The sequence below is a fragment of the Acinetobacter sp. NIPH 298 genome (assembly GCF_000369505.1).
Lineage (GTDB): Bacteria > Pseudomonadota > Gammaproteobacteria > Pseudomonadales > Moraxellaceae > Acinetobacter.
The window spans coordinates 2,059,180-2,080,375 of sequence record NZ_KB850055.1; the positions used below are offsets into that span (position 1 = coordinate 2,059,180).

The 21,196-nt window shown below is 40.9% G+C and carries 23 protein-coding genes and 1 riboswitch; of the genes, 11 read left to right on the top strand and 12 right to left on the bottom strand.

Annotated features, from left to right (window positions below; all coding sequences use genetic code 11):
- Positions 1–16: 16 nt before the first annotated feature.
- From pth to F903_RS14510, 3 genes are all read left to right on the top strand, one after another.
- On the top strand, positions 17–598 hold the full coding sequence (pth, locus tag F903_RS14500) for an aminoacyl-tRNA hydrolase (protein WP_004670040.1): 582 nt from the start codon (positions 17–19) through the stop codon (positions 596–598).
- A gap of 147 nt (positions 599–745) precedes the next feature.
- A complete protein-coding gene (panD, locus tag F903_RS14505) occupies positions 746–1,126 on the top strand; it encodes an aspartate 1-decarboxylase (RefSeq protein ID WP_004670039.1) in 381 nt (126 codons plus the stop codon).
- Positions 1,127–1,326: 200 nt separating this feature from the next.
- Positions 1,327–3,111, top strand: a complete 1,785-nt coding sequence (locus F903_RS14510) for a patatin-like phospholipase family protein (RefSeq protein ID WP_005198109.1) — start codon at positions 1,327–1,329, stop codon at positions 3,109–3,111.
- A 16-nt stretch (positions 3,112–3,127) separates the two neighbouring features.
- Here the strand turns inward: F903_RS14510 and F903_RS14515 are convergent, their stop codons facing one another.
- Together F903_RS14515 and F903_RS14520 are read right to left on the bottom strand one after the other, a co-directional pair.
- A complete protein-coding gene (locus F903_RS14515; protein WP_005198110.1) occupies positions 3,128–4,309 on the bottom strand; it encodes a hypothetical protein in 1,182 nt (393 codons plus the stop codon).
- Positions 4,310–4,314: 5 nt separating this feature from the next.
- On the bottom strand, positions 4,315–4,536 hold the full coding sequence (locus F903_RS14520; protein WP_005198111.1) for a hypothetical protein: 222 nt from the start codon (positions 4,534–4,536) through the stop codon (positions 4,315–4,317).
- A 184-nt stretch (positions 4,537–4,720) separates the two neighbouring features.
- Positions 4,721–4,898: riboswitch (FMN riboswitch) on the top strand.
- Between the two features lie 92 nt (positions 4,899–4,990).
- Between F903_RS14520 and ribB the strand changes: the two genes are divergently transcribed.
- Complete coding sequence (gene ribB / locus F903_RS14525) at positions 4,991–5,650, top strand: 3,4-dihydroxy-2-butanone-4-phosphate synthase (RefSeq protein WP_005198112.1); 660 nt, start codon at positions 4,991–4,993, stop codon at positions 5,648–5,650.
- A 47-nt stretch (positions 5,651–5,697) separates the two neighbouring features.
- Here ribB and F903_RS14530 read toward each other — a convergent pair whose 3' ends face one another.
- On the bottom strand, positions 5,698–6,372 hold the full coding sequence (locus tag F903_RS14530; protein WP_005198114.1) for an HAD-IA family hydrolase: 675 nt from the start codon (positions 6,370–6,372) through the stop codon (positions 5,698–5,700).
- Positions 6,373–6,465: 93 nt separating this feature from the next.
- On the opposite strand from F903_RS14530, the gene F903_RS14535 reads away from it, so the two are divergent.
- The gene (locus F903_RS14535) at positions 6,466–7,233 is read left to right on the top strand and encodes a hydroxymethylpyrimidine/phosphomethylpyrimidine kinase (protein WP_005198123.1); all 768 of its coding nucleotides are present in this window, start codon (positions 6,466–6,468) and stop codon (positions 7,231–7,233) included.
- A gap of 295 nt (positions 7,234–7,528) precedes the next feature.
- Positions 7,529–9,583, top strand: coding sequence for a TonB-dependent siderophore receptor (locus F903_RS14540; protein ID WP_171065248.1), 2,055 nt, complete (start codon positions 7,529–7,531; stop codon positions 9,581–9,583).
- A gap of 109 nt (positions 9,584–9,692) precedes the next feature.
- Here F903_RS14540 and lysM read toward each other — a convergent pair whose 3' ends face one another.
- The 6 genes from lysM to F903_RS14570 all read right to left on the bottom strand — a co-directional run bounded on the left by lysM (position 9,693) and on the right by F903_RS14570 (position 13,433).
- Positions 9,693–10,166, bottom strand: a complete 474-nt coding sequence (gene lysM / locus F903_RS14545) for a peptidoglycan-binding protein LysM (RefSeq protein ID WP_005198127.1) — start codon at positions 10,164–10,166, stop codon at positions 9,693–9,695.
- A gap of 208 nt (positions 10,167–10,374) precedes the next feature.
- Positions 10,375–10,611, bottom strand: a complete 237-nt coding sequence (gene acpP / locus F903_RS14550) for an acyl carrier protein (protein WP_004670020.1) — start codon at positions 10,609–10,611, stop codon at positions 10,375–10,377.
- Between the two features lie 86 nt (positions 10,612–10,697).
- Positions 10,698–11,432, bottom strand: coding sequence for a 3-oxoacyl-ACP reductase FabG (gene fabG / locus F903_RS14555; RefSeq protein ID WP_004670018.1), 735 nt, complete (start codon positions 11,430–11,432; stop codon positions 10,698–10,700).
- Positions 11,429–12,415 carry an ACP S-malonyltransferase gene (gene fabD, locus F903_RS14560; protein ID WP_005198148.1) on the bottom strand — a complete coding sequence of 329 codons (987 nt, stop codon included), beginning with the start codon at positions 12,413–12,415 and terminating at the stop codon, positions 11,429–11,431. Before fabD ends, fabG begins: the two co-directional genes overlap by 4 nt.
- 197 nt (positions 12,416–12,612) lie before the next feature.
- Entirely contained in the window at positions 12,613–12,798 is a 186-nt protein-coding gene (gene rpmF / locus F903_RS14565) for a 50S ribosomal protein L32 (RefSeq protein WP_004670013.1), read from the bottom strand.
- Between the two features lie 74 nt (positions 12,799–12,872).
- A complete protein-coding gene (locus F903_RS14570) occupies positions 12,873–13,433 on the bottom strand; it encodes a YceD family protein (protein ID WP_004670011.1) in 561 nt (186 codons plus the stop codon).
- Between the two features lie 96 nt (positions 13,434–13,529).
- Here F903_RS14570 and F903_RS14575 point away from each other — a divergent pair, with 96 nt between their 5' ends.
- Both F903_RS14575 and F903_RS14580 read left to right on the top strand, forming a co-directional pair.
- A complete protein-coding gene (locus F903_RS14575; RefSeq protein ID WP_005198152.1) occupies positions 13,530–14,192 on the top strand; it encodes an elongation factor P hydroxylase in 663 nt (220 codons plus the stop codon).
- 88 nt (positions 14,193–14,280) lie between these two features.
- Positions 14,281–14,898 (top strand): L-threonylcarbamoyladenylate synthase, encoded by a 618-nt coding sequence (locus F903_RS14580; RefSeq protein WP_004670005.1) that lies wholly within the window; start codon positions 14,281–14,283, stop codon positions 14,896–14,898.
- A 12-nt stretch (positions 14,899–14,910) separates the two neighbouring features.
- Here the strand turns inward: F903_RS14580 and F903_RS14585 are convergent, their stop codons facing one another.
- Positions 14,911–15,630, bottom strand: coding sequence for a GNAT family N-acetyltransferase (locus F903_RS14585; protein ID WP_005198154.1), 720 nt, complete (start codon positions 15,628–15,630; stop codon positions 14,911–14,913).
- A 244-nt stretch (positions 15,631–15,874) separates the two neighbouring features.
- On the opposite strand from F903_RS14585, the gene F903_RS14590 reads away from it, so the two are divergent.
- From F903_RS14590 to rluB, 3 genes are read left to right on the top strand one after another with little or no spacing between them, the layout of a single operon-like run.
- Entirely contained in the window at positions 15,875–16,669 is a 795-nt protein-coding gene (locus F903_RS14590; protein WP_005198156.1) for a segregation and condensation protein A, read from the top strand.
- Positions 16,666–17,265, top strand: coding sequence for an SMC-Scp complex subunit ScpB (scpB, locus tag F903_RS14595; protein WP_005198158.1), 600 nt, complete (start codon positions 16,666–16,668; stop codon positions 17,263–17,265). The genes F903_RS14590 and scpB overlap by 4 nt, the downstream gene beginning before the upstream one ends.
- 41 nt (positions 17,266–17,306) lie before the next feature.
- The gene (rluB, locus tag F903_RS14600; RefSeq protein WP_005198160.1) at positions 17,307–18,251 is read left to right on the top strand and encodes a 23S rRNA pseudouridine(2605) synthase RluB; all 945 of its coding nucleotides are present in this window, start codon (positions 17,307–17,309) and stop codon (positions 18,249–18,251) included.
- 53 nt (positions 18,252–18,304) lie between these two features.
- Here rluB and F903_RS14605 read toward each other — a convergent pair whose 3' ends face one another.
- Complete coding sequence (locus F903_RS14605; protein WP_005198161.1) at positions 18,305–20,035, bottom strand: ABC transporter ATP-binding protein; 1,731 nt, start codon at positions 20,033–20,035, stop codon at positions 18,305–18,307.
- Positions 20,036–20,049: 14 nt separating this feature from the next.
- Positions 20,050–21,192 (bottom strand): ABC transporter permease, encoded by a 1,143-nt coding sequence (locus F903_RS14610; protein ID WP_005198163.1) that lies wholly within the window; start codon positions 21,190–21,192, stop codon positions 20,050–20,052.
- Positions 21,193–21,196 lie beyond the last annotated feature (4 nt).

A 21,196-nucleotide genomic window follows, 5' to 3' on the forward strand; every position in this document is an offset into this window, starting at 1 on the left:
GTTAAAGGCTTAATTAGTGTCAAATATTTCGCTAATTGTTGGTTTGGGCAATCCTGGAAAGGAATATGCCCAAACTCGCCATAATGCAGGTTTTTGGTTTGTAGAACAGCTTGCAGATCGTTATGGTATTCAGTTAAAAGCTGATCCGAAATTTCATGGATTCAGTGGTCGTGGTCAAATTGAAGGTCATGACGTACGTCTATTACTCCCCACAACCTTTATGAACCGTTCTGGTCAAAGTGTTGCCCCTTTCGCTAAGTTTTATCATATTTCTCCTGAGTCGATTTTAATCGCTCATGATGAACTAGATATGGATCCTGGTGTTATTCGTTTGAAAACAGGTGGCGGACACGGCGGACACAATGGTCTACGTGATATCGTTCCTCATCTTGGTGCTAATTTCCACCGCTTACGGATTGGAATTGGACATCCTGGCTCTAAAGAGCGTGTCGCAGGTCATGTACTAAACAAAGCCCCAAGCAGTGAACAAGATTTAATGGATGCAGCACTTGATCATGCCTTATCTAAAGTGAAAATACTTGTTGATGGACAAGTAGCACTGGCGATGAATCAAATCAATGCTTACAAACCCACTTAAACTTACGACTGTATTGTTGAACAATCATACTTGCCATATTGCATTTTTAAGCGCAAAATGCGCATCGAACCGCCCAATAGCCCGCGGAAAACGTGACAAGTCAACCATAAGATATTCATCTTAGGTCTTACTCAGGAGACGCTAGCCATGCTATCTCGTTTATTAAAATGTAAAATTCACCGTGCAGTTGTGACACATGCTGAACTTCATTATGAAGGTTCTTGCGCAATTGATGGTGTATTAATGGACTTAGCAGGGATTCGTGAATACGAAGAAATCCATGTATGGAACGTCACTAACGGCAAACGTTTCACAACCTATGCAATTCGTGGTGAAGATGATTCAGGCATTATTTCAGTCAATGGTGGCGCAGCACACCAAGCTGATGTAGGCGATTTAGTGATTATTGCGACTTTTGGTGACTTCACTGAAGTAGAAGCAGATCTACACAAACCGCGTTTAGTCTATGCGAACCCAAACAATACGGTAAGCCACACAGCAAACTGTATTCCTGTACAAATCGCATAAGCGTTAAAGATTCCAAAAGAGCCAGTCAAAAATGAACTGGCTTTTTTATGCCTCAGCTTTTTCTACCGCAATAGCAGTATTTTCCCAAAAACCATAAATACAAAAAAAGCCTAAACAGAAGCCCTCATTTACTCAACCGCACTTGTAAAACAGCTCAATGCTTTATTAAATGAGTAGATAATAAAGATAATTTGAAAAATATGGATATTATAAAAACGCTGAGTAAAGTCACAGTCTTTGCAGAGTTGGATGCTGACCCACTAAACACCATCGCCAGCTATGCTCATATTCTGCATTTACAAACAGGACAAATGCTTTATCAGCTCAATGACAGTGCCGATCATGTTTATATTATTGCCTATGGTCGCGTTAAACTCACTACCGCTTCAGGTTTATCAACCTATTTGGGCCGTCATGACATCGTGGGGGAAATGGGTACCATTTCCAAACAGCCTCATCACGGCACAGTTCATGCTATCCGAGATACCACCCTATTCGCAATTCCGCAGCAGCCATTTTTAGACTTCATTCACCAATATCCAAACGTTTTACTGGCCTTGTCTCGGCTGATCATCGCACGCTCGCAACCCGAACTACAGCATACCCATGCCATGAGTCATAACCGCACGTTGTCTATTGTTCCTGTCACATCACAAATTCCCGCTATTCAACTCGCAGAACAATTGACTGAGCATTTACAACGTTGGCCACAAGTTCGCTTAGTCACAGCCGCACATGTGGATGCACTATTTGGCATTGGGTTTAGTCAAACGCCTCTCGACTACGGTGCAGATGACTTAAGATTACGTCAATGGTTAGCGAGCTTAGAAGAAAAGCATTGTTATGTCCTTTATGCTGCACATACCCATGACGATGAGTGGGCAAAACGCTGTCTACATCAGGCAGATCGCATCTTAATTTTAGCCGAAGCCAATCAGTCACCTGTTGAAACCCAACTTGTTGATGTATTAAATCAATATGATTGGCAAAGCCCGATTGAATTAGTGTTATTACGCTCAGAGGCTGATCCCTCCCCCCATACATTACGTTGGAAACAACTCTATCGCGCCCGTGCCCATTATTTTATTCATCCTTGGGCACAAGCGGATATCAGCGCTGTCGCTCGGCAAATCTCCAGTCGAGGTCTAGGCTTGGTGCTGGGTGGTGGCGGTGCGCGTGGATTTGCACACATTGGTTTAATTCGCGCATTGGAACAACTACATATCCCCATTGATATTGTGGGTGGAACCAGTATGGGCGCATTCGTTGCTGCTTTGGTTGCATGTGGTTTTGATAGTGTTGAAATGACTCATATTGCTTATGAAACTTTCGTTGCTCGAAATTATCTAAATGACTACACCATGCCTCGAGTATCTTTGATCCGTGGACAACGATTCCATAGTCGGCTTCAAGCAATTTTTGGGCATCGGCGAATAGAAGAGTTGAAACGAACCTATTACTGCATTTCAACCAATCTGTCGACAGGTCAAGCCGTGATTCACGATCAAGGCGAACTGGCAACGTGGGTCGGCACTAGCATGAGTGTGCCCGGTGTAGCACCGCCTGTAGCTTGGCATGAGAATTTATTGTGCGATGGCGGGATTATTAATAACCTCCCGACAGACGTAATGCAAAATTTGGAAAGAGGTGCAATTATTGCCAGTAATGTCAGCTTAAACGATGATATCCGCATCCCAGGTATCGGTTTAAATGAACCCGATCAAAGTGCCCTGCTCAACTGGAACAAATTGATTAAAGATAAGCTCTTACCTGCGCCACGACTGGCTGAAATTTTAATGCGTACCGCGACACTTGCCAGTGATACCATGATTCAAGCGGCTGCGATTGAACGAGCAAATTTACATATCCGTATGCCAATTGAGGGCATCGGTATATTTGATTGGCATAAGCTAGATGAGTTAGTAGAACGCGGTTATGAACATGCTTTGGCAACATTACTGCCTATTCGAGATACGTTGCCATAATCCTAATACTTCATACTCAATGTATTGCAGGCACATCAATCTGATAATGATCTAATAAAGCGTCTAAATATTGATAAGTTTCAGCATCCAATTGCTGCATATAAACATTGAGAATTTTTCGACATTGTCGCTGCTTTTCTATCGGCATACGCCCAACGATATCGAAAGTCACTTCCCATTGTGAACGTAACAAAGAGGCGTAGGCGATGTGATGTAAAACCTGCTCATCAATTTGTGCAATTGCTGTTGCAACCACTTCTCTTGCTTGATCTTGCATATAGTTCACGACCACCAACATGTCAGTCCATAAATGACAATGATCTGCGGCAGCCACGATGCTTTGAATAATGTCGACTTGGCGTAATGCAGATAAATTTGCAACATAATGCTGCGCCTGAGCAGATAGGCAAGCCACAACTGGCAACATATCTTCCCAGAGTTGATCCTCCTGTGCCGCCTGAATAATGGCATTGATGACCGTTTCACCCTGCTGTACAGCTAAATCACCAAGTTCTTGTTTTAATTCATAACCAATATGACTCATTAATGCCAAAAGTTTGGGCCAAACTAGACGTTGCGTCGGATCACAGATAATCAATAATGCCTTTTCTATACGTGCTTTCGGTAATACATGAACCAAATGATCAATACGCTCTCTAGATTCAATATAAAAAGCGATTTCTAAAAGATCACTTTCTTGCTCAACTATTTGAGCCACATCTTGCACCACCTCATCCGACAACATACTCACGAAGCGCCCCATGGTCACAAAATCACGCTTTTGCAAAAGCACTTGAGCAATCTCGATAATATGATGGGTGGTTAAGTAAACCAACAGCTCTCGTGCCAATCGCGGGTCAAGATGAACTGAGATTTCAGCAAGCGTTTCGGCGGATAATTTTTTAGCAATCCGATATAAGTTTTCAGTGGATAGATGCACGGCAATTTGTGCCACAATCAACGGATCTAAAAATCGTTTAACCATGAAAACATTTAACCCATTTGGCAACCAATTGACCCAAGTTGCCAAGTGTCGAAACCGTGCTTTTTGCTGATCTTGTAATAATTCAATGATTGCAAAGCGAAATTGTCTAAGGCTTTCTGGTGCTATGCTTTGCAAGAAGGCCAGCTGTTGTTCTGAAACACTTAAAATACGTGCAAGTTTTATAATCTCAGCATGTACAGCTAATCGCGTCATTGCACTTACCTCTCTATTTTACTTTTGAGCAGGAAACGTAGAAAAAAAGGGACTTGAAATAAACGCTGATTAATTTTTCGATTTTCTTCTAACACAGTGTGCTGCAATTGCTGATTTAACCAAGTTAACTCTTGTGTGGATAAATGGGAAAACTCTTTAAGATTAATCACGGGTCGATGTATTTGCTGCGCAAGTTGCTCGAGATCTGTTTGAACTGCCTTTTCCATTGGCGATCGCCTCACATTATTGTTGTTCTATCTTTTGAGTTTATGCTCAATTTAGTTCTATTACCAATTTCACTGATTAATGGAAAATCTTGAAGCATGTCTCAGCATTATTCTTGATTGTTATAGAACGATTCATTCTATAAAAGTTATATTTTTCACGCAAAATATGACTATAATCAAAGCACATCGCTTCAGGGCGGGGTGAAATTCCCCACCGGTGGTAAGTTAGGCTTTGATCATCAATGACCTAATCAGCCCACGAGCTGGTATCGTGAGGGTCAGTGACATATTGCCCCTTATGTACTCGCAGATTTGGTGAAATGCCAAAGCCGACGGTATAGTCCGGATGAAAGAAGACGAAACCACCAAAACAACTTTGGTTTTTTGGTGTGCGCTTATTTTTACATCAGTCCTGAAATGTTCAACCGTAACCTATTTACGAGAGCGTTTCATTATGTCTAGTTTAATCCAACCGGAACTTTTCTTTTCAGTCCTTTCCCCTGCTGAACAACGTATTCAACAAGCTTTAGATGATATCCGCCAAGGCAAACCTGTGTTGGTGATGGATGATTTTGACCGTGAAAATGAAGCGGACTTAATTGTTGCAGCCGAAACATTGACTGTCGAAACGATGGCGCAAATGATTCGTGATGGTTCAGGGATTGTTTGTCTTTGCTTAACCGAACAATTAGCCGATCATTTGCAACTTCCACCGATGGTCGTGGACAACTCAAGCCAGTTCAAGACAGCCTTTACCGTGACGATAGAAGCAGCACAAGGTGTCAGCACTGGTGTTTCTGCGAAAGACCGTGTTACCACAGTTTTAGCAGCGACTAAAGCTGGTGCTGTTGCCAGTGATCTCAGTCGTCCCGGTCATGTTTTTCCTTTACGTGCACGTGATGGTGGTGTTTTGGCACGTCGTGGGCATACCGAAGGAACGATTGATCTAGCCCGTTTAGCTGGCTTGAAGCCTTCAGGTGTCTTGTGTGAATTAACTAATCCTGATGGTTCGATGGCTTCAGGTATTCAAGTGTTAGCTTATGCACAAACACATGACTTAACCGTGATTAGTATTGATGAACTGGTGCAATATCGCTTAAAGCATAATATTTAATTAAAAAAATAGCCTCGAATCATCGAGGCTATTTACCTATTCAATGCTTATGAAACTTTTCGTTCCACATTTATCTCATTTACACACTCAAGCAATTCATTAAATTGTGCAATCTGCGTTACTGGCTGAGCTTGGGCCAATTCTTCCACTGTCCCGTATCCATAATTTACTGCAATGGTTTCAATCTGATTTGCACGTGCACCAATCACATCATATTGACGATCACCCACCATGATACATTGCTGAGCATTCAACTGTTCTTTCTCAAGAATATAAGCAATTAAATCTGCTTTATTGGTACGCTCACCTGTCAGCTCACTCCCATAGATCCCAGTAAAATATTGATCTAACTGGAAATGAACCAAAATTTGTTTGGCATAAACTGTTGGCTTCGCTGTTGCAAGAAATAAGCGATATCCCTGTGCCTGTAGCTGTCGTAAAGTGACTTCTACAGTTGGATAGACTTCATTTTCAAACAAACCTGTAACCGAAAAACGCTCACGATAGGCAGCTAAGGCTTGCTCAGCCAAGTCATCATCTTGTGTGTCTAATAATTTTGCCAAAGATGTTTTCAGTGGTGGACCAATGGTCCAATCTAAATCAACGTCATTCGCCAAAGGTTGATTGAGCTTTTCTAGCGCATAACGAATTGAACCATGAATCCCAGTTTTCGGGTCAGTCAAAGTCCCATCTAAATCAATCAGTATATTTTTGATCGTCATTCGTCCAATCTCTTAAAGCCTTACACAACGGAGTCGAGAGTTTCTCGAAACTTCCCTATACTAACGTAAATGAAAACATAAAAGGAAATTGCAGTGCGTCCGACCGTACTTTGTTTTTCAGGTTTAGATCCATCTGGCGGTGCTGGTTTACAAGCCGATATTGAAGCAATTGGGCAAAGCGGTGCACATGCTGCGATTGCATGTACTGCGCTGACCATTCAAAACTCGCAACAAGTTTTTGGTTTTGAAGCAACATCAAAAGAACTATTGCTTGCACAAGCAAATGCCGTGGTTGGTGATTTACCAATTAAATGCGTTAAATCTGGAATGCTCGGTACCACCGATAATATTGCGGCTTTGGCTGAGTTTTTACGTGAACATACCGACTACCAATACGTACTCGATCCAGTGCTCGTCGCCAATAGTGGCGGTTCACTAGGCGATCAAGCCACGCTAGTCAAAGCCTTTGTTGAGCTAATTCCTTTAGCCACGGTGATTACCCCAAATACGGTTGAATTAACTGCCTTAACGGGTATAGACGATATCGAACAAGCCACTCAAAAATTATTTGAAATGGGTGCAAAAGCAGTGCTGGTCAAAGGTGGGCATGAAGACACACCAGATCATATTCGAAATGTGCTGTATGCGGATGGCAAAATGATTGCGGAAAGCCATTGCCCTCGTCTAGAAGGACAATATCATGGTTCAGGTTGTTCTTTGGCAAGTTTTATTGCGGGACGATTGGCTTTAGGTGATTCACTCAAAATCGCAGTTCAACATGCAGAAACATGGTTATTTGGTGTGTTAAAACATGCCGAAACACCTGTTCCGAATGGGCAAAAGATTCCAAAGCGGTTTTAAACCGCTTTGCTTATCCATAAAAAATTAAGCCAAGACTTTTACAAAAATCGATACCGGGTTCAATATCTTGCATATCAGTAGCATCGTATTTTCAAAAAATACTAAGCATGCCCTACTATTTTAGGCATATCTAAGGCTCTATATGAAAATTTATCATCAACTTGGATAAACATATGCAAAATATTCAAGAACCTTAACTTACTTATAAAATATAATAATTATCATTTTAATTTGCACTATATCCCTCATGCTGAAATACCGCCTCCTACCTAGCCTCTTACCGCTTAGCTGTGCCATGACTGTCTTTGCAAATGATCAAGTGAACACACTGCCAACCATCACGATTCAAGCCTCAACAGCAGTCGAAAATTCTGAAAAAGAATATAAGGTCAATTCTGCAAGTTCTGCGACACGCACATCCACTTTGCTTAAAGATACGCCACAAGCTGTAACTGTGGTCAATAAAGCAGTACTTGAAGATATCCAAGCAACCCGCTTATCCGAAGCACTTGATGTCGCGGGACTTGGACGAGCAAATAACTTTGGTGGACAAGGGCTAACCACTTTCACATCTCGAGGCTTTACTAGCGGCGAATATTATAGAAATGGCTTTCCAATTAACCGCGGTTATCCCAATGCACCTGATAGCTCAACCATCGAGCGCGTAGAAGTTTTAAGAGGTGCTTCATCAAGCCTGTATGGTCGTGGTGATCCAGGAGGTACTTTTAACGTGGTGAGTAAAGTACCCCTCGCCGAAAGAAAAACAGTACTCGGTTTGAGTATCGATGATGAAGGACTCTATCGCAGTACAGTGGATACCACTGGCTCTTTGACTCCAGATAATAGTATCAGCTACCGTTTAAATTTAATGGGTGAAAATGGAGATACTTTTCGGGAACATGTTGACTCAAAACGCTGGAACATTGCACCCGTTATTCAATGGATGCCTTCAGAGAATACCAAGGTTATTTTTGAAGCAGATTTATTACGCAACCAACATGCTTTGGATCGTGGTTTCACTCGCTATGATGGTCAACAAAAACAATCTTCTGATCCCAAAGAATATTGGTGGGAATCTGGAAAAAATAGAAATCGGCTCTATAACGACAATGATATGTTCCAATTACGCGTTGAACATCGTCTCAATGATGCATGGAAGTTGAATGTTGGTACGCAATATTTAGATGGAAATTTGCATGGTTATGCCGTTGAAGCAAATGGTGTAAAAGCCAATAGTCATGGTGAAATCATTACTCGAAATTATAATTGGCGAAATTTAGATTGGAATGACAAAAATATTCAAGCAAGCCTTGTCGGTGAGTTTAATCTGTTTAACCTAGAACATACGTTAGTGTCTGGAATAGAATTTGAAGATTATGACTACCGTTCCTATATTATTCGCTCCACTGCACCATTTGACTTAAATATTCATCATCCCGATCGTACTCAGCCACTACCTGAATTAGTCAACGTCACCACACATGATCATGAACAACTGCGTAGCAAAGCTTTCTATGTTCAAGATCAAATTCGTTTAACAGATCGATTCAATACTTTGATTGGTTTACGTTTTGAACATTACGAACAGGATTATACCAATTTTATAAATCATTCTTCATGGTCAACTGATCACAATACCGTCATACCTCGTATTGGATTTACCTATGATCTAACTGATCAATTCACGCTTTATAGTAACATCAGTAAATCATTTAAACCAAACGCAGGCGCAGATCGAAACAATCAAGGCTTTGATCCTGAAGAAGGCATTTCTTATGAAATCGGTTCAAAATATGCCCTTCTTGATCATAAACTTTCATTTGAAAATGCGATTTATTATGTCAAAAAAGAGAATGTGCTGACATTAGATCCACTGGATTCAAAAAAAAGCGTTGCCGCAGGCGAAGTCACAAGTAAAGGCTTTGATCTCAGTTTGGTCGGAAATCTCACCCCAGAATGGAAAATTATTGGAAATTATGCCTATACCGATGCTGCGGTGAGCAAAGATAATAGCTTAACCAAAGGAACACGTTTAGCTAATATTCCTAAAGATTCATTCAATCTATTAAGTATTTATGAGTTTCAATCAGACGCATTAAATGGTTTAGGTTTAGGCTTAAACCAACGCTATGTTGCTAGCCGAAAAGGACAAACTGCAAATAACACGTACAGCATGGGAAGTTATGCGACTACGGACTTTATTTCTTATTACAATCTGTCATCGGACATACGTTTCAGTTTTGATATTAAAAATATCTTTAATAAAAAATATGATGATAGCGCGTTTAATCGCTATGTTTATCCAGGGCAGCCACGAACAGTCAAACTTGGGATGACCTATAGTTTTTAAATACGTATATCAGTTCTTATGGAATCGATAGCAACTGATTGATACTAAGGTTTCAAACAGACTCTTATAAAAAAGGCGCAATTAGCGCCTTTTTTATAGCATCCGCAAATTATTGTGGAATACGTAACACCTGACCTGGGAAAATATCATCTGCATTTTTCAACAATGGTTTATTCGCTTCAAAAATTTTATTGTACTGGTTTGGATCACCATAATACTCTTTAGAAATCTTAGACAAGTTATCGCCTGATTTTACCGTATAGAACTTGCTTTCTGGTTCTGCTGTTTCAACCGTCATTTGATCATCAACTTGTGCAACATGATCAATATTCCCTACAGCAAGTACAATCTTTTCTTTATCCGCTTGGCTCTTTACCTGCCCTTTAATCACAGCGGTATCTGTCGCACCATTATAAGTAACTGATAGACCATCAACACCTAAACCTAAGCTTTTAATCAAACCCAATAACTTATTTGCTACTTCCTGAGCTGACGGCTCAGCTGGTGATGCTGGCGCAGCTTGTGGTTCTGCTGGCGCAGTATTTTTCTTGCCAATACCTTTAACAAAATCAAAAAGACCCATTGTTATTTCCTCTGTAATTATTAATGATGCTTGGTCAAAGTTGACCTAATTTCTAGTTATACAGAAAAAAAGAATTGCTCGAGTTTCAATTTAAATAGGTCTTGTAAATATATGTATATTCTCTAAAACAACACTCAGTATATTTGGAATTTCTTATTTTCACCCATAAAAAAGCCACCTTACGGTGGCTTTCGATCATGCAAGATGATTAAGCAAGTTTTTTGCTTACATAATCAATTGCAGATTGAACTGTTGTGATTTCATTTGAATCTTCATCTGGAATGGTGATGTCAAAGTCATTTTCAAAAGACATAACAAGTTCAACCAAATCCAAAGAATCAGCACCTAAGTCATCCATGAAAGATGCTTCGTTTTTGATTTCTTCAGCACGCATACCTAATTGTTCAGCTACAGCTTGCTTGATGCGTTGTTCGATATCGCTCACAGGAATTCTCCTCATTGCTTGTGGCGTTTTAATTTGCCACTAGTTTAATTGAATATTAAAATTTTTAAAAGTTTATACGTCGCCACTTAGGCCATGTATAAACCACCATTTACGTGTAAAACTGTACCAGTAATGTAACTAGCATTATCGCTTGCAAGGAAACTCACTGCATTTGCAATATCTTGGGGTTGACCTAGACGATTTAAAGCTACTTGATCGATCATTTTTTTACGAACATCTTCGCTTAACTGATCAGTCATTTCAGTTGCGATAAAACCAGGTGCTACACTGTTTACCGTAATCTGACGACTCCCCATCTCTTTCGCTAAGCTACGACTGAATGCTTCAATCCCTGCTTTCGCGGCTGAGTAATTGGCTTGTCCTGGGTTAGCAAAATGTGCAACCACAGAACTAATGTTAATAATGCGTCCAAAGCGTGCTTTGGTCATGCCTTTCAATACTCGCTTAGATAAACGGTAAACCGCTTTCAAGTGAATATTGAGAATGTCATCCCAATCATCTTCAGACATACGCAATAATAAATTATCTTTGGTAATCCCAGCATTGTTGACCAATACCAGAACTGAACCATATTGCTGCTCGATATGCGAAACAAGAGTATCAATTGCCTCGCCATTACGAACATCGAGTACCGCACCTGTTCCATGCTCAGCAAAACTGTCTGTTAGTTTTTGCGCGCCTGATTCAGAAGTCGCGGTACCAACGACAAAAAAACCGTCTTGAATGAGTTGCTGTGCAATTGCTGCGCCAATACCTCGGCTTGCTCCTGTCACTAACGCAACTTTTCGTTGTTGTGTCATGCAATTTTTCCTTCTGCCACTAACACTGCGTTTAGGGCATCTTCCATACGTGCTTTGCTATCAATGGCAAATGCTTTTTCTATGTTCGGTAATCGCTTGGCAAGATTACTAAGTACTGTACCCGGCCCACATTCGACCACATACTGAATACCCTGATCTTGTAAATATTGCATGGTACGTGTCCATTGTACCGATTGGTACAATTGGGCAGTGAGTGCCTGACGTAATTGAGCAACATCCGTAGCGATTTCCGCGTTGACATTTTGTATTACAGGAAGGTGGGGTAGCTCAATGGCAGTTTGTTCCAAAGCGTCAGCAAACTGTTCTGCTGCTGATCTCATCAATGAACAATGTGAAGGGACAGAAACAGGCAATGCAATCGCTTTACCAGACTGCGCTTTTGCCTCAGCCATGACTTGCTGAACCAACGCAGTACTCCCTGCAATCACAACTTGACCTTGCGCATTGTAATTTGCAGCTTCAACTGAACCTTGACCTGCCGCAGAGACTTGCTGGCAAAGCTCAACAACTCTGTCATCAGCCAAACCAAGGATTGCAGCCATCGCTCCTTCACCTTGAGGGACAGCACTTTGCATCAATTTACCGCGTAAATTGACCAACTTCACTGCATCGCCCAGCGTCATTGCTTCTGCTGCAACTAAGGCACTGTATTCTCCTAAAGAGTGTCCAGCTAAGTATTTCGGTACGATACCACCTAACTCTAACCAGACCCGCCACAACGCAATACTTGCAGTGAGTAACACAGGCTGAGTATTTTCAGTTTGATCTAAACCTTCACCACTTTGAGCAATCTGCCAAAGGTCAAAACCAAGCGCTTCCGATGCCTCAGCAAAGGTGTCTTGAACAACACTAAACTGCTCTGCAAGTTCAGCCAACATACCTACTTTTTGCGAGCCTTGACCCGGAAAAACAAATGCTGTTTTTGTTGCTTGAGCTGCCTGCTCAAGTCGTTTAGTCGACATATAAAAATCCTTAAATTAGTCTATTGCCAATTTCATCAACACTCATGATTCTACATGAGAATGACGATAGACTCTTTAGCGATGCGGCAATTTAACATTGATTAAATCTTTTTATAATTGCGAAAAACAACAAAAAAGGGAGCTTTCGCTCCCATTTTTTTTATACTTTAAGCTATCGCTTAATGCATATGATTCAATTATTCAGCATCAGCTGCTTTAGCGAATAATTGACGACCACGGTAAACACCATCTTTAGTCACGTGGTGACGACGATGAGTTTCACCCGTAGTTTGGTCTACAGATAATGCATTCTCGGTTAAAGCGTCATGTGAACGGCGCATGTCACGGCGAGAGCGACTTTTACGGTTTTGCTGAACGGCCATGATGGCTCCTTACAAAGATCGAAAAAATGGATCAGAACAAATTCGGTTGTCTTAACTCAACATTATAACATAAATTATGAGCTAAGTTTACCCTTCAGGCCAGCCAAAACATCAAACGGGTTATCCCGCTTTTCTTCGACATCATCCTGAGTGGCAGGTCGATGCTTATGCTCACAAACATCATGTTTAGGAGATAAAGGCATCAACAGTAACAGTTCATCTTCTAGTAATGCGAGTAAATTGATCGATGCAGGTGTATCAAAATCACCTTTTTTCGAAGATTCACTTTCACCTAAAACGATGAAATCAGCATCCTCATCCAATCGCTCTATCAGTGACTCATCATCAATCAAAGCTAAATGAAAGTCTGAAACCAATTCAATTTCAACAGTTCCCAAACAACGTTGGCATTCCATTGGAACTTTGGTTTCAATATGTCCATCTAACCATATAATACGATGATAGATATCCATTGATAGCTTACAGTCTATGTTGATCAATTGATCATCAATTGAACCAACAGCTTCTCGAGCAATACGAGCAAAGCGAGACAATGGCAGTGTTCCTGACCATGTAAAGCCCTGTTCAGCCCATTTAAATGGCTCGATTTGGCTTGGAAAAGTATTTGCTGACATAATTAAGAGCGCGATTTTACAAATTCATCGGTACTCTGTCAAAGATTAAGATACAATTTTGCACTTCTTTTGACAGAACTTAGGGTAAATCAAGCAATGCACCTGTTGCAGCCGCAACTTGAAGTAACAACTTCATTACTCATTCGCACCCATTCAACCACTACTGCTGTGTTAATGCCAGATCAAGTGCAACATTTATCTTGGCAAAAGTTAACGACAGAATCAGAGCAGGTCGATTGGCTTATTTTACACTTTAATTCTTGGTTTTCCCACCATAAAGTCACTTTAGTCAAAGGTGATTTTGAACCAGAGTATTTCCCAGCAACTTTGCAACAAGCTGCAAGAATCCAATTTGCGCATGGTTTCTTTAATAGTGCCCTGCATGAAATCAGCCATTGGACGATCGCAGGTGAAAAACGCCGCTTACTTCCCGACCTTGGATATTGGTATGCACCTGATGGTCGAAGTGCTGAACAACAAAGCTTATTTGAACAAGTTGAAATCAAACCACAAGCGATTGAATGGTTATTTGCAACCGCCTTTGGTCGAAAATTTCGTGTGTCTTTAGATAACTTAACCGGCGACAGCGGAAATGGGCGACAGTTTAAAGATCATGTGTTTGCTCAAGTACAACGGTATTTTTCTGGTGAAGCAAAGCTACCTCGTGATGCTGCGCATTTTATTTATTGCATTTGTCTTTGCACACGCAATGGATCACCATTACAACTCAATGAATTTAAACGTGAATACCTTGATTAAATGACAAAATTATCACATCAAACTCTTGCAACATGCCCACAACAAGTTTCATACTAAATTCAGCCACATAGATCAGGGAGTTATAATAATGTTGCATTTACATATTCATCCTGAAAATCCACAGGCTCGCTTAATCACTCAAGCCGTTGACCGTATTCGTGCTGGTGACGTTGTGGTCTATCCAACTGATGCGGCCTATGCTATTGGTTGCCAGATTGGTAATAAAAGTGCGATGGAACGTATTGCTCAAATTCGTGGTTTAGGTCCAAAACATCAATATGCCATCATGTGCTGTGATTTATCGGACATTGCAACTTATGCCAAAGTTGATAATGCAATGTATCGATTGCTTAAAAATAACACACCTGCTGTGACCACTTTTATTTTGCCAGCAACAAGTGAGGTACCAAAACGCTTAATGCATCCGAAGAAAAAAACCATCGGTCTGCGTATTCCAAGTAATCCAATTGCTCAAGCATTATTAAAAGAGTTAGATGAACCTTTACTCACCAGCACCTTGATTTTGCCGAATCAAACAGATCCTTTAGATGACCCATTTGATATTGAAAATCAGCTCGGCAAACGTATTGATGTATTTATCGATGGCGGTTTTGGAATGTTAGCAACGACAAGTATTGTGGATTTATCAGGTGAAAATCCAGAAGTTATCCGTCGTGGGATTGGGGATGTAAGTGCTTTTGAGTAAGCACTTACATTTTTAGTCAATCATAAAATCAGACAATCGCTGTTTCTGAAAACCCTGTTCATCAAAATTTTCTGGGCTTAACCATTGTTGATAAACTTGTTCCAAAGCTGACCATTCTTCATCAAGAATCGAAAACCAAGCTGTGTTACGATTTCGACCTTTTACAATCCGATCCTGACGAAATAGACCTTCATACTGGAACCCAAAACGCAATGCAGCTGCTTTTGATAGTGCATTGAAATCGTCACATTTCCATTCCACACGTCTAAAACCCTGTTTAAAACATTGTTGTAATAATAAAAATATCGCTTCAGTCGATGCTTTTGATTTTTTCATCTTATGTGAAAAGTAAACATTACCGATTTCAATCGCGCCATGTTCAAGTCTTGGATTTAATAACGCGATCCAGCCCTGTACCTCACCATCGACTTCGATCAAAAAATGGATAGAATCCTTAAAATTAAATGAATTGTGCAAAGCATCTTTTATAACGTCTTGGCTCTGTGGTGCCGAATAAGGCAGGTAAGTCCAACATCCATCATTCGGTTCTGTTGAAACACACGTCCACATTTGACTGAGGGCTTGGTCGGACACGCCACCAGCAATATCGATCAAGTTAACGTATTGTCCGTTTAAATCGCCAGCAATTGACCGAGCAGATACATGATTTTCAATTGAAAGGCCAATTTTTTGCCCAAGTTGATTTTGTTGCGTGCTTAAATAACGTTTCATAATATTTTATCATTTAAAGAAAATGAGGTTTTCGTCGCTAATTTAAGCATAATTTTTCCCTTACCAATATAATTTTGCATAAATCTAGAAAATACCCTGAGAACTTTAAGGTTTTTGTAAGTGAGTAATTTATTAAATTTGCTATTTCGATTAGAATAGCCGTGCTCTTAGTAGTATGTGTCATCCCTTGATCACAAAAACGATCCCTTCATGCTTTTGAAAATTCGCGTGGCTTATAACGGTAATGAATCAAATCCTATCTTCCTCTCTGGAGTTAACTCCTTCCATTCGTGTGCTTGACGAGTGGCATGACACCATACCTGAAGATTTGTATATACCGCCTGCTGCATTCGAAATCTTATTGGAACAATTTGAAGGGCCTTTGGACTTTCTCATTTATCTGATTCAAAAAAATGGCTTTGATCTGTTACACATAGATATTGCACCGATTGCGACTCAGTATCTTAGCTATATGGATAGCATGAAGTCGTTGAATATTGAACTGACGGCAGATTATATGGTGATGGCGGCTCTGCTTGCTGATTTAAAATCACGTTTATTATTGCCCAAAGCCACTGTTGTTGATCAATTTGAAAAAGATCCTAAACAAGAGCTGATCGATCGTTTAGAAACCTATTTACGCATAAAACAAGCTGCTGAAAGATTAGGTCAAATGCCAATCTTTGAACGCGATACGTTTAGCGCCAATGTTAGTATTGGTCATATTGCACCCATTTACGAAGGTTATGATGTCGAAGCTTTACGCGATGCAATATTCTGTGTGTTTAACCGTCCTGAGCCAATAACACATGTTGTGGCACAAGAACCTGTTTTGCTCGAAGAACGTATTGCCTTTATCCAAAACCAACTTGCATCTGGTGAGGCATTGAGTTTTATTAAATTACTCAACCCACAACAAGGTCGCATGGGGATGGTTGTGACCTTTATGGCGGTGCTTGAACTCACGCGTCAGCAAAAAATTTACATTATTCATAGTGGAATTGAAGCTCCGTTAACTGTTCAAGGCGTTGCAGCATGAGTTTAGATCAATTGGACTCAAATGAAAGTATGTCGCTTGAAGACATTCATCATGATGTTTTATTGCAAATTGAAGCAATTTTATTCGCCAGTGACTCACCAGTCTCACTTGCACGACTAAAAGAAGCATTTCAAAACCAATATAATAAGCAACAGTTACGTCAGTTTTTGCAACAATTGGCTATGTTACAACATGGTCGCTCCATTGAGTTGATTGAAACGGTACAAGGGTTTCGTTTTCAGGTACGTGCAAAGTATAGAAATATCATTACGCAAGTTTGGCCAGAGCGCCCAACTAAATTGTCACCATCATTACTCGAAACAGTAGCAGTGATTGCGTATCATCAACCCGTCACACGTGCCGATATTGAACAAATTCGTGGCGTATCAAATAATAGTCAGATTTTAAGAACGCTTTTTGACTGGAACTGGATCAAAGAAGCTGGTTTCAGAGATTTACCTGGAAGACCTGCGTTGTTAGTTACAACGCCCCAATTTTTAAATGCATTTGGTCTAGCCTCGCTAGGTCAACTGCCTCCCCTACAGAACGCCAAGGAAGCATTCATGACACTCGACGCACATGCGCCGAAGTCTTGATAAGGTGAACTGTTGATCATTATGTCTAAGGTTGTGCTGTCATGAGTGAAAAATTACAAAAGGTGTTAGCGAGGATTGGGCTAGGCTCACGTCGCTATATGGAAGAAGTTATTGCTGCTGGTCGTGTCAGCATCAATGGTCGTATTGCACAGGTCGGTGAACGAATTGAACCGACGGATGAACTGCGTATTGATGGTCGTAAAGTCCAATTCCAAATTGAAGATGAAATCCGTCGTCGTGTTTTGGTTTACTACAAACCTGAAGGCGAAATTTGTTCACGCAATGATCCTGAGAATCGCCCAACTGTTTTTGAACAGTTACCACAAATTGCCAATGATCGTTGGGTCATGGTCGGTCGTCTGGATATTAACAGTACTGGTTTATTGTTATTTACCAATGATGGTGAGCTTGCCAATCGTTTGATGCATCCATCTAATGAAATTGAGCGTGAATATGCGGTACGTGTCATGGGTGAAGTGACACCGCAGATTCGCAACAATATGCTCAAAGGTGTAGAACTTGAAGATGGTCCTGCCAAATTTGAATCATTCACTGACATTGGTGGTGATGGGATCAACCGTTGGTATCAAGTTGTGGTCAAAGAAGGTCGTAACCGTGAAGTACGCCGTATTTTTGAAACACAAAGTTTAAAAGTTAGTCGCCTACTGCGTACCCGTTACGGCACAGTGATTTTACCGCGCGAATTGCGTACAGGTCGCTGGATGGAATTGGATAAAGGCGATATCGATAATCTTGCGAAATCTGTTGAATTGAAACCACGTCAAGGCACCGGTTTATTTGGTATGGCCAAACGTCGTAGTGACAGAATGATTGAAAAACCAATGGCTGCTCGTCGTGGTGGTTATTTACGTCAACAACGTCGTGATGATGAACAACCAGAACAACGCCCGAACAGCAATACTAAAAATCAAAATACCAGTGACCGTAAACCTCTTGGTATCAGTAAAGGCTTTAAGAAGTTTTAAGACTTTACCTTGATAAAAAAACGCTCAAATTTGAGCGTTTTTTTATATCACTGCTAGCGATTAGATATGATGCCTTGTGGAATTGCATTCAGCAGTTTTTGAGTGTATTCATGTTGAGGATGTAAATACAGCTCATCTGAATCCGCAATTTCAACGATCTCTCCATGATTCATCACCATCACTTGATCCGAAATATATTTTACAACCGATAAATCGTGTGAAATAAAAATATAACTCAAACCAAACTCATCCTGTAAATCTTGCAACAAGTTCAACACCTGAGCCTGCACTGACACATCAAGCGCAGATACCGACTCATCACAAATCAAAATCTCAGGTTTTAATGTTAAGCAACGTGCAATCGCAATGCGTTGACGCTGACCACCTGAAAACTCATGTGGATAACGATCATAAGCTTGATCAGGCAAACTGACTTTCTCTAAAAGTGCTAATGCTATTTTTTTACGTTCAGCATCATTTTCACCGATCCCATGAATACGCATTGGCTCAAGTAAAATCTGCCCAATGGTAAAGCGCGGATTAAGCGAGGCGTATGGATTTTGAAAGATGATTTGTATCTTCCGCTGGTAGAGCGAAAATTCTTTCTCCGTCATAGAAAGAATATCTTTCCCATCAATCAATACTTGCCCGCCCGTAGCTTCATGTAAACGCATCAGTAATAAGCCAATCGTGGTTTTTCCTGAACCTGACTCTCCCACCAGCCCCAAAGTTTTACCTTTTGCCAATTGGAAAGAGACACCTTTTACCGCCTGAAACTCCTCATGCCCCCATAAACCTTTACGGCTATAAAAAGACTTCTTCAAGTCTTTAACATCCAGTACGATTTTCTCTAGACCTGTAAGCCCTCTTGTTCGTTCTTGAAGATGAAGGGTGGACAGATTAATCGCTTCAACCAGTTGTCCATTTTCCTGTTTCATAAAATCGCTGGTGACAGGTAAGCGATATGGACGCGATGAAAGTTGAGGACGACAATGCAAAAGTGCGCGTGTATAAACATCGTTAGGTTGTTCAAGCACTTGTTTCACATCACCACTTTCCCGAATTTCGCCATGTCGCATCACAATCACTTCATCAGCAATTTCACCGACCAAAGCTAAGTCATGAGTGATAAATAACATCGACATTTCATGACGCTGACGTAAAGATTCGAGCAAATCAATAATTTGCTTTTGAATCGTTACATCCAAAGCAGTCGTCGGTTCATCGGCAATCAAGAGCTTTGGTTCACAAGCTATCGCCATCGCGATCATAATACGTTGTTGCTGACCTCCCGAAAGCTGACTTGGATAAGCATCAATTTTGCTCTCAGGTGAAGGAATCCCAACTTCGTTTAGTAATTCCAAAACGCGTATTCGCGCCTGCTTTCTCCCCATGCCAAGGTGAATACGAAGCACTTCAGCAATTTGATCGCCTACTGTAAACACAGGATTCAATGATGACATTGGCTCTTGGAAAATCATGGCAATGTCTTTGCCACAAATACCCCGAATCTCTTTCGCGGAGAGATTGAGTAAATCTTTACCTTCAAAGATAATTTTACTTTGCTCAGCGACTTGGCTTTGTCCTTTGGGTAGCAAGCCCATGACTGCAAGCGAAGTGACTGACTTACCACTTCCAGACTCACCCACCAAGGCAACAGTCTTGTTTTTAGGAATCGAAAATGAAATCCCTTTGACTGTTTCAATCCACTGTTTACTCTCACCTTTAAAACTTACGCGAAGATTTTCTACATTTAATAGCAGTGTTTCATTATTACCTATCATCTCATTTCACTCCGCTATTTCAGTTTCGGGTCTAATGCATCACGCAATGCATCGGTGAACATTGAAAATGCCGTGACTAACACTGCCATGGCGATCGATGCCGCTGCCAATTGCCACCATTTGCCTAGAATTAACTCAGTTTGTGCTTCATTCAACATGCTTCCCCAAGACACCACACCCACTGGAACGCCAAAACCAAGGAAGCTCAGAATCACTTCGGATTTGATAAATGCCACAACAAGAATAGAAATTTGTACTAAAGCAATATGACTGACATTGGGAAAAATATGCACAAACATACGGCGCGAATGGCTGACACCAATCGCCTTAGCAGCCAGTACATATTCGCGAGATTTGTGCTTCATATACTCGGCACGAATCAAGCGAAATACACCTGTCCAGCCCGTTAAACCTAAAATAAGTACAATCGAAAGTACCCCTTTTTGTTGCAGAACCGCCGCAACGGCTAACACCAATAACAGATAAGGAATTGAGGTAAAAATATTGTAGAACCAGTTCAGTACATCATCGACCCAACCACCAAAATAGCCTGCAATCGCCCCTAAACCCGTACCAATCACCACTGCCAATAAAGCAGATAGCAATCCAACGAGGATCGATGTTTCAGCACCTTTAATGGTTTTGAGTAAAATATCTTGCCCCCACTTATCAGCACCAAAAGCGAGCGTGGTTTTTAATTCTTGGTTGTGATCGAGTAAATGCTCACCCAATTGCTGATCAATGGCTTGCATATCTGCGGCTAAAGGATCTGTCACCCCATAGTAATCAATTGGAGTTTCGGTGATCTGCTCATTTGCAATTTGCATATTCAATTCACGAATAATCTCTTTTAAAGGATCAACAGGATTTTCAGGTAAAGCTTGCAACGGTTCTGATTTTTTCTCAGTAATCCGTTCCTCAACATCAGCACCGATAAAAGTAGGTGCTGCATAACTCACCGCAACCTCTTTATTCCAATTCGATGCAACCACACCTGTTACCGACAAAACCAAGACGATGAAATAACTCAGCACGACGAGTAGCGAAACCATTGCAATACGATCTGCTTTTAAGCGCTGTACAGCCAACTGCCAGAGTCCAGACGAAGTTGCGTCAGACTGAGCAGATGCCTTTCTTTTGAATAATATATTCAGCATATTG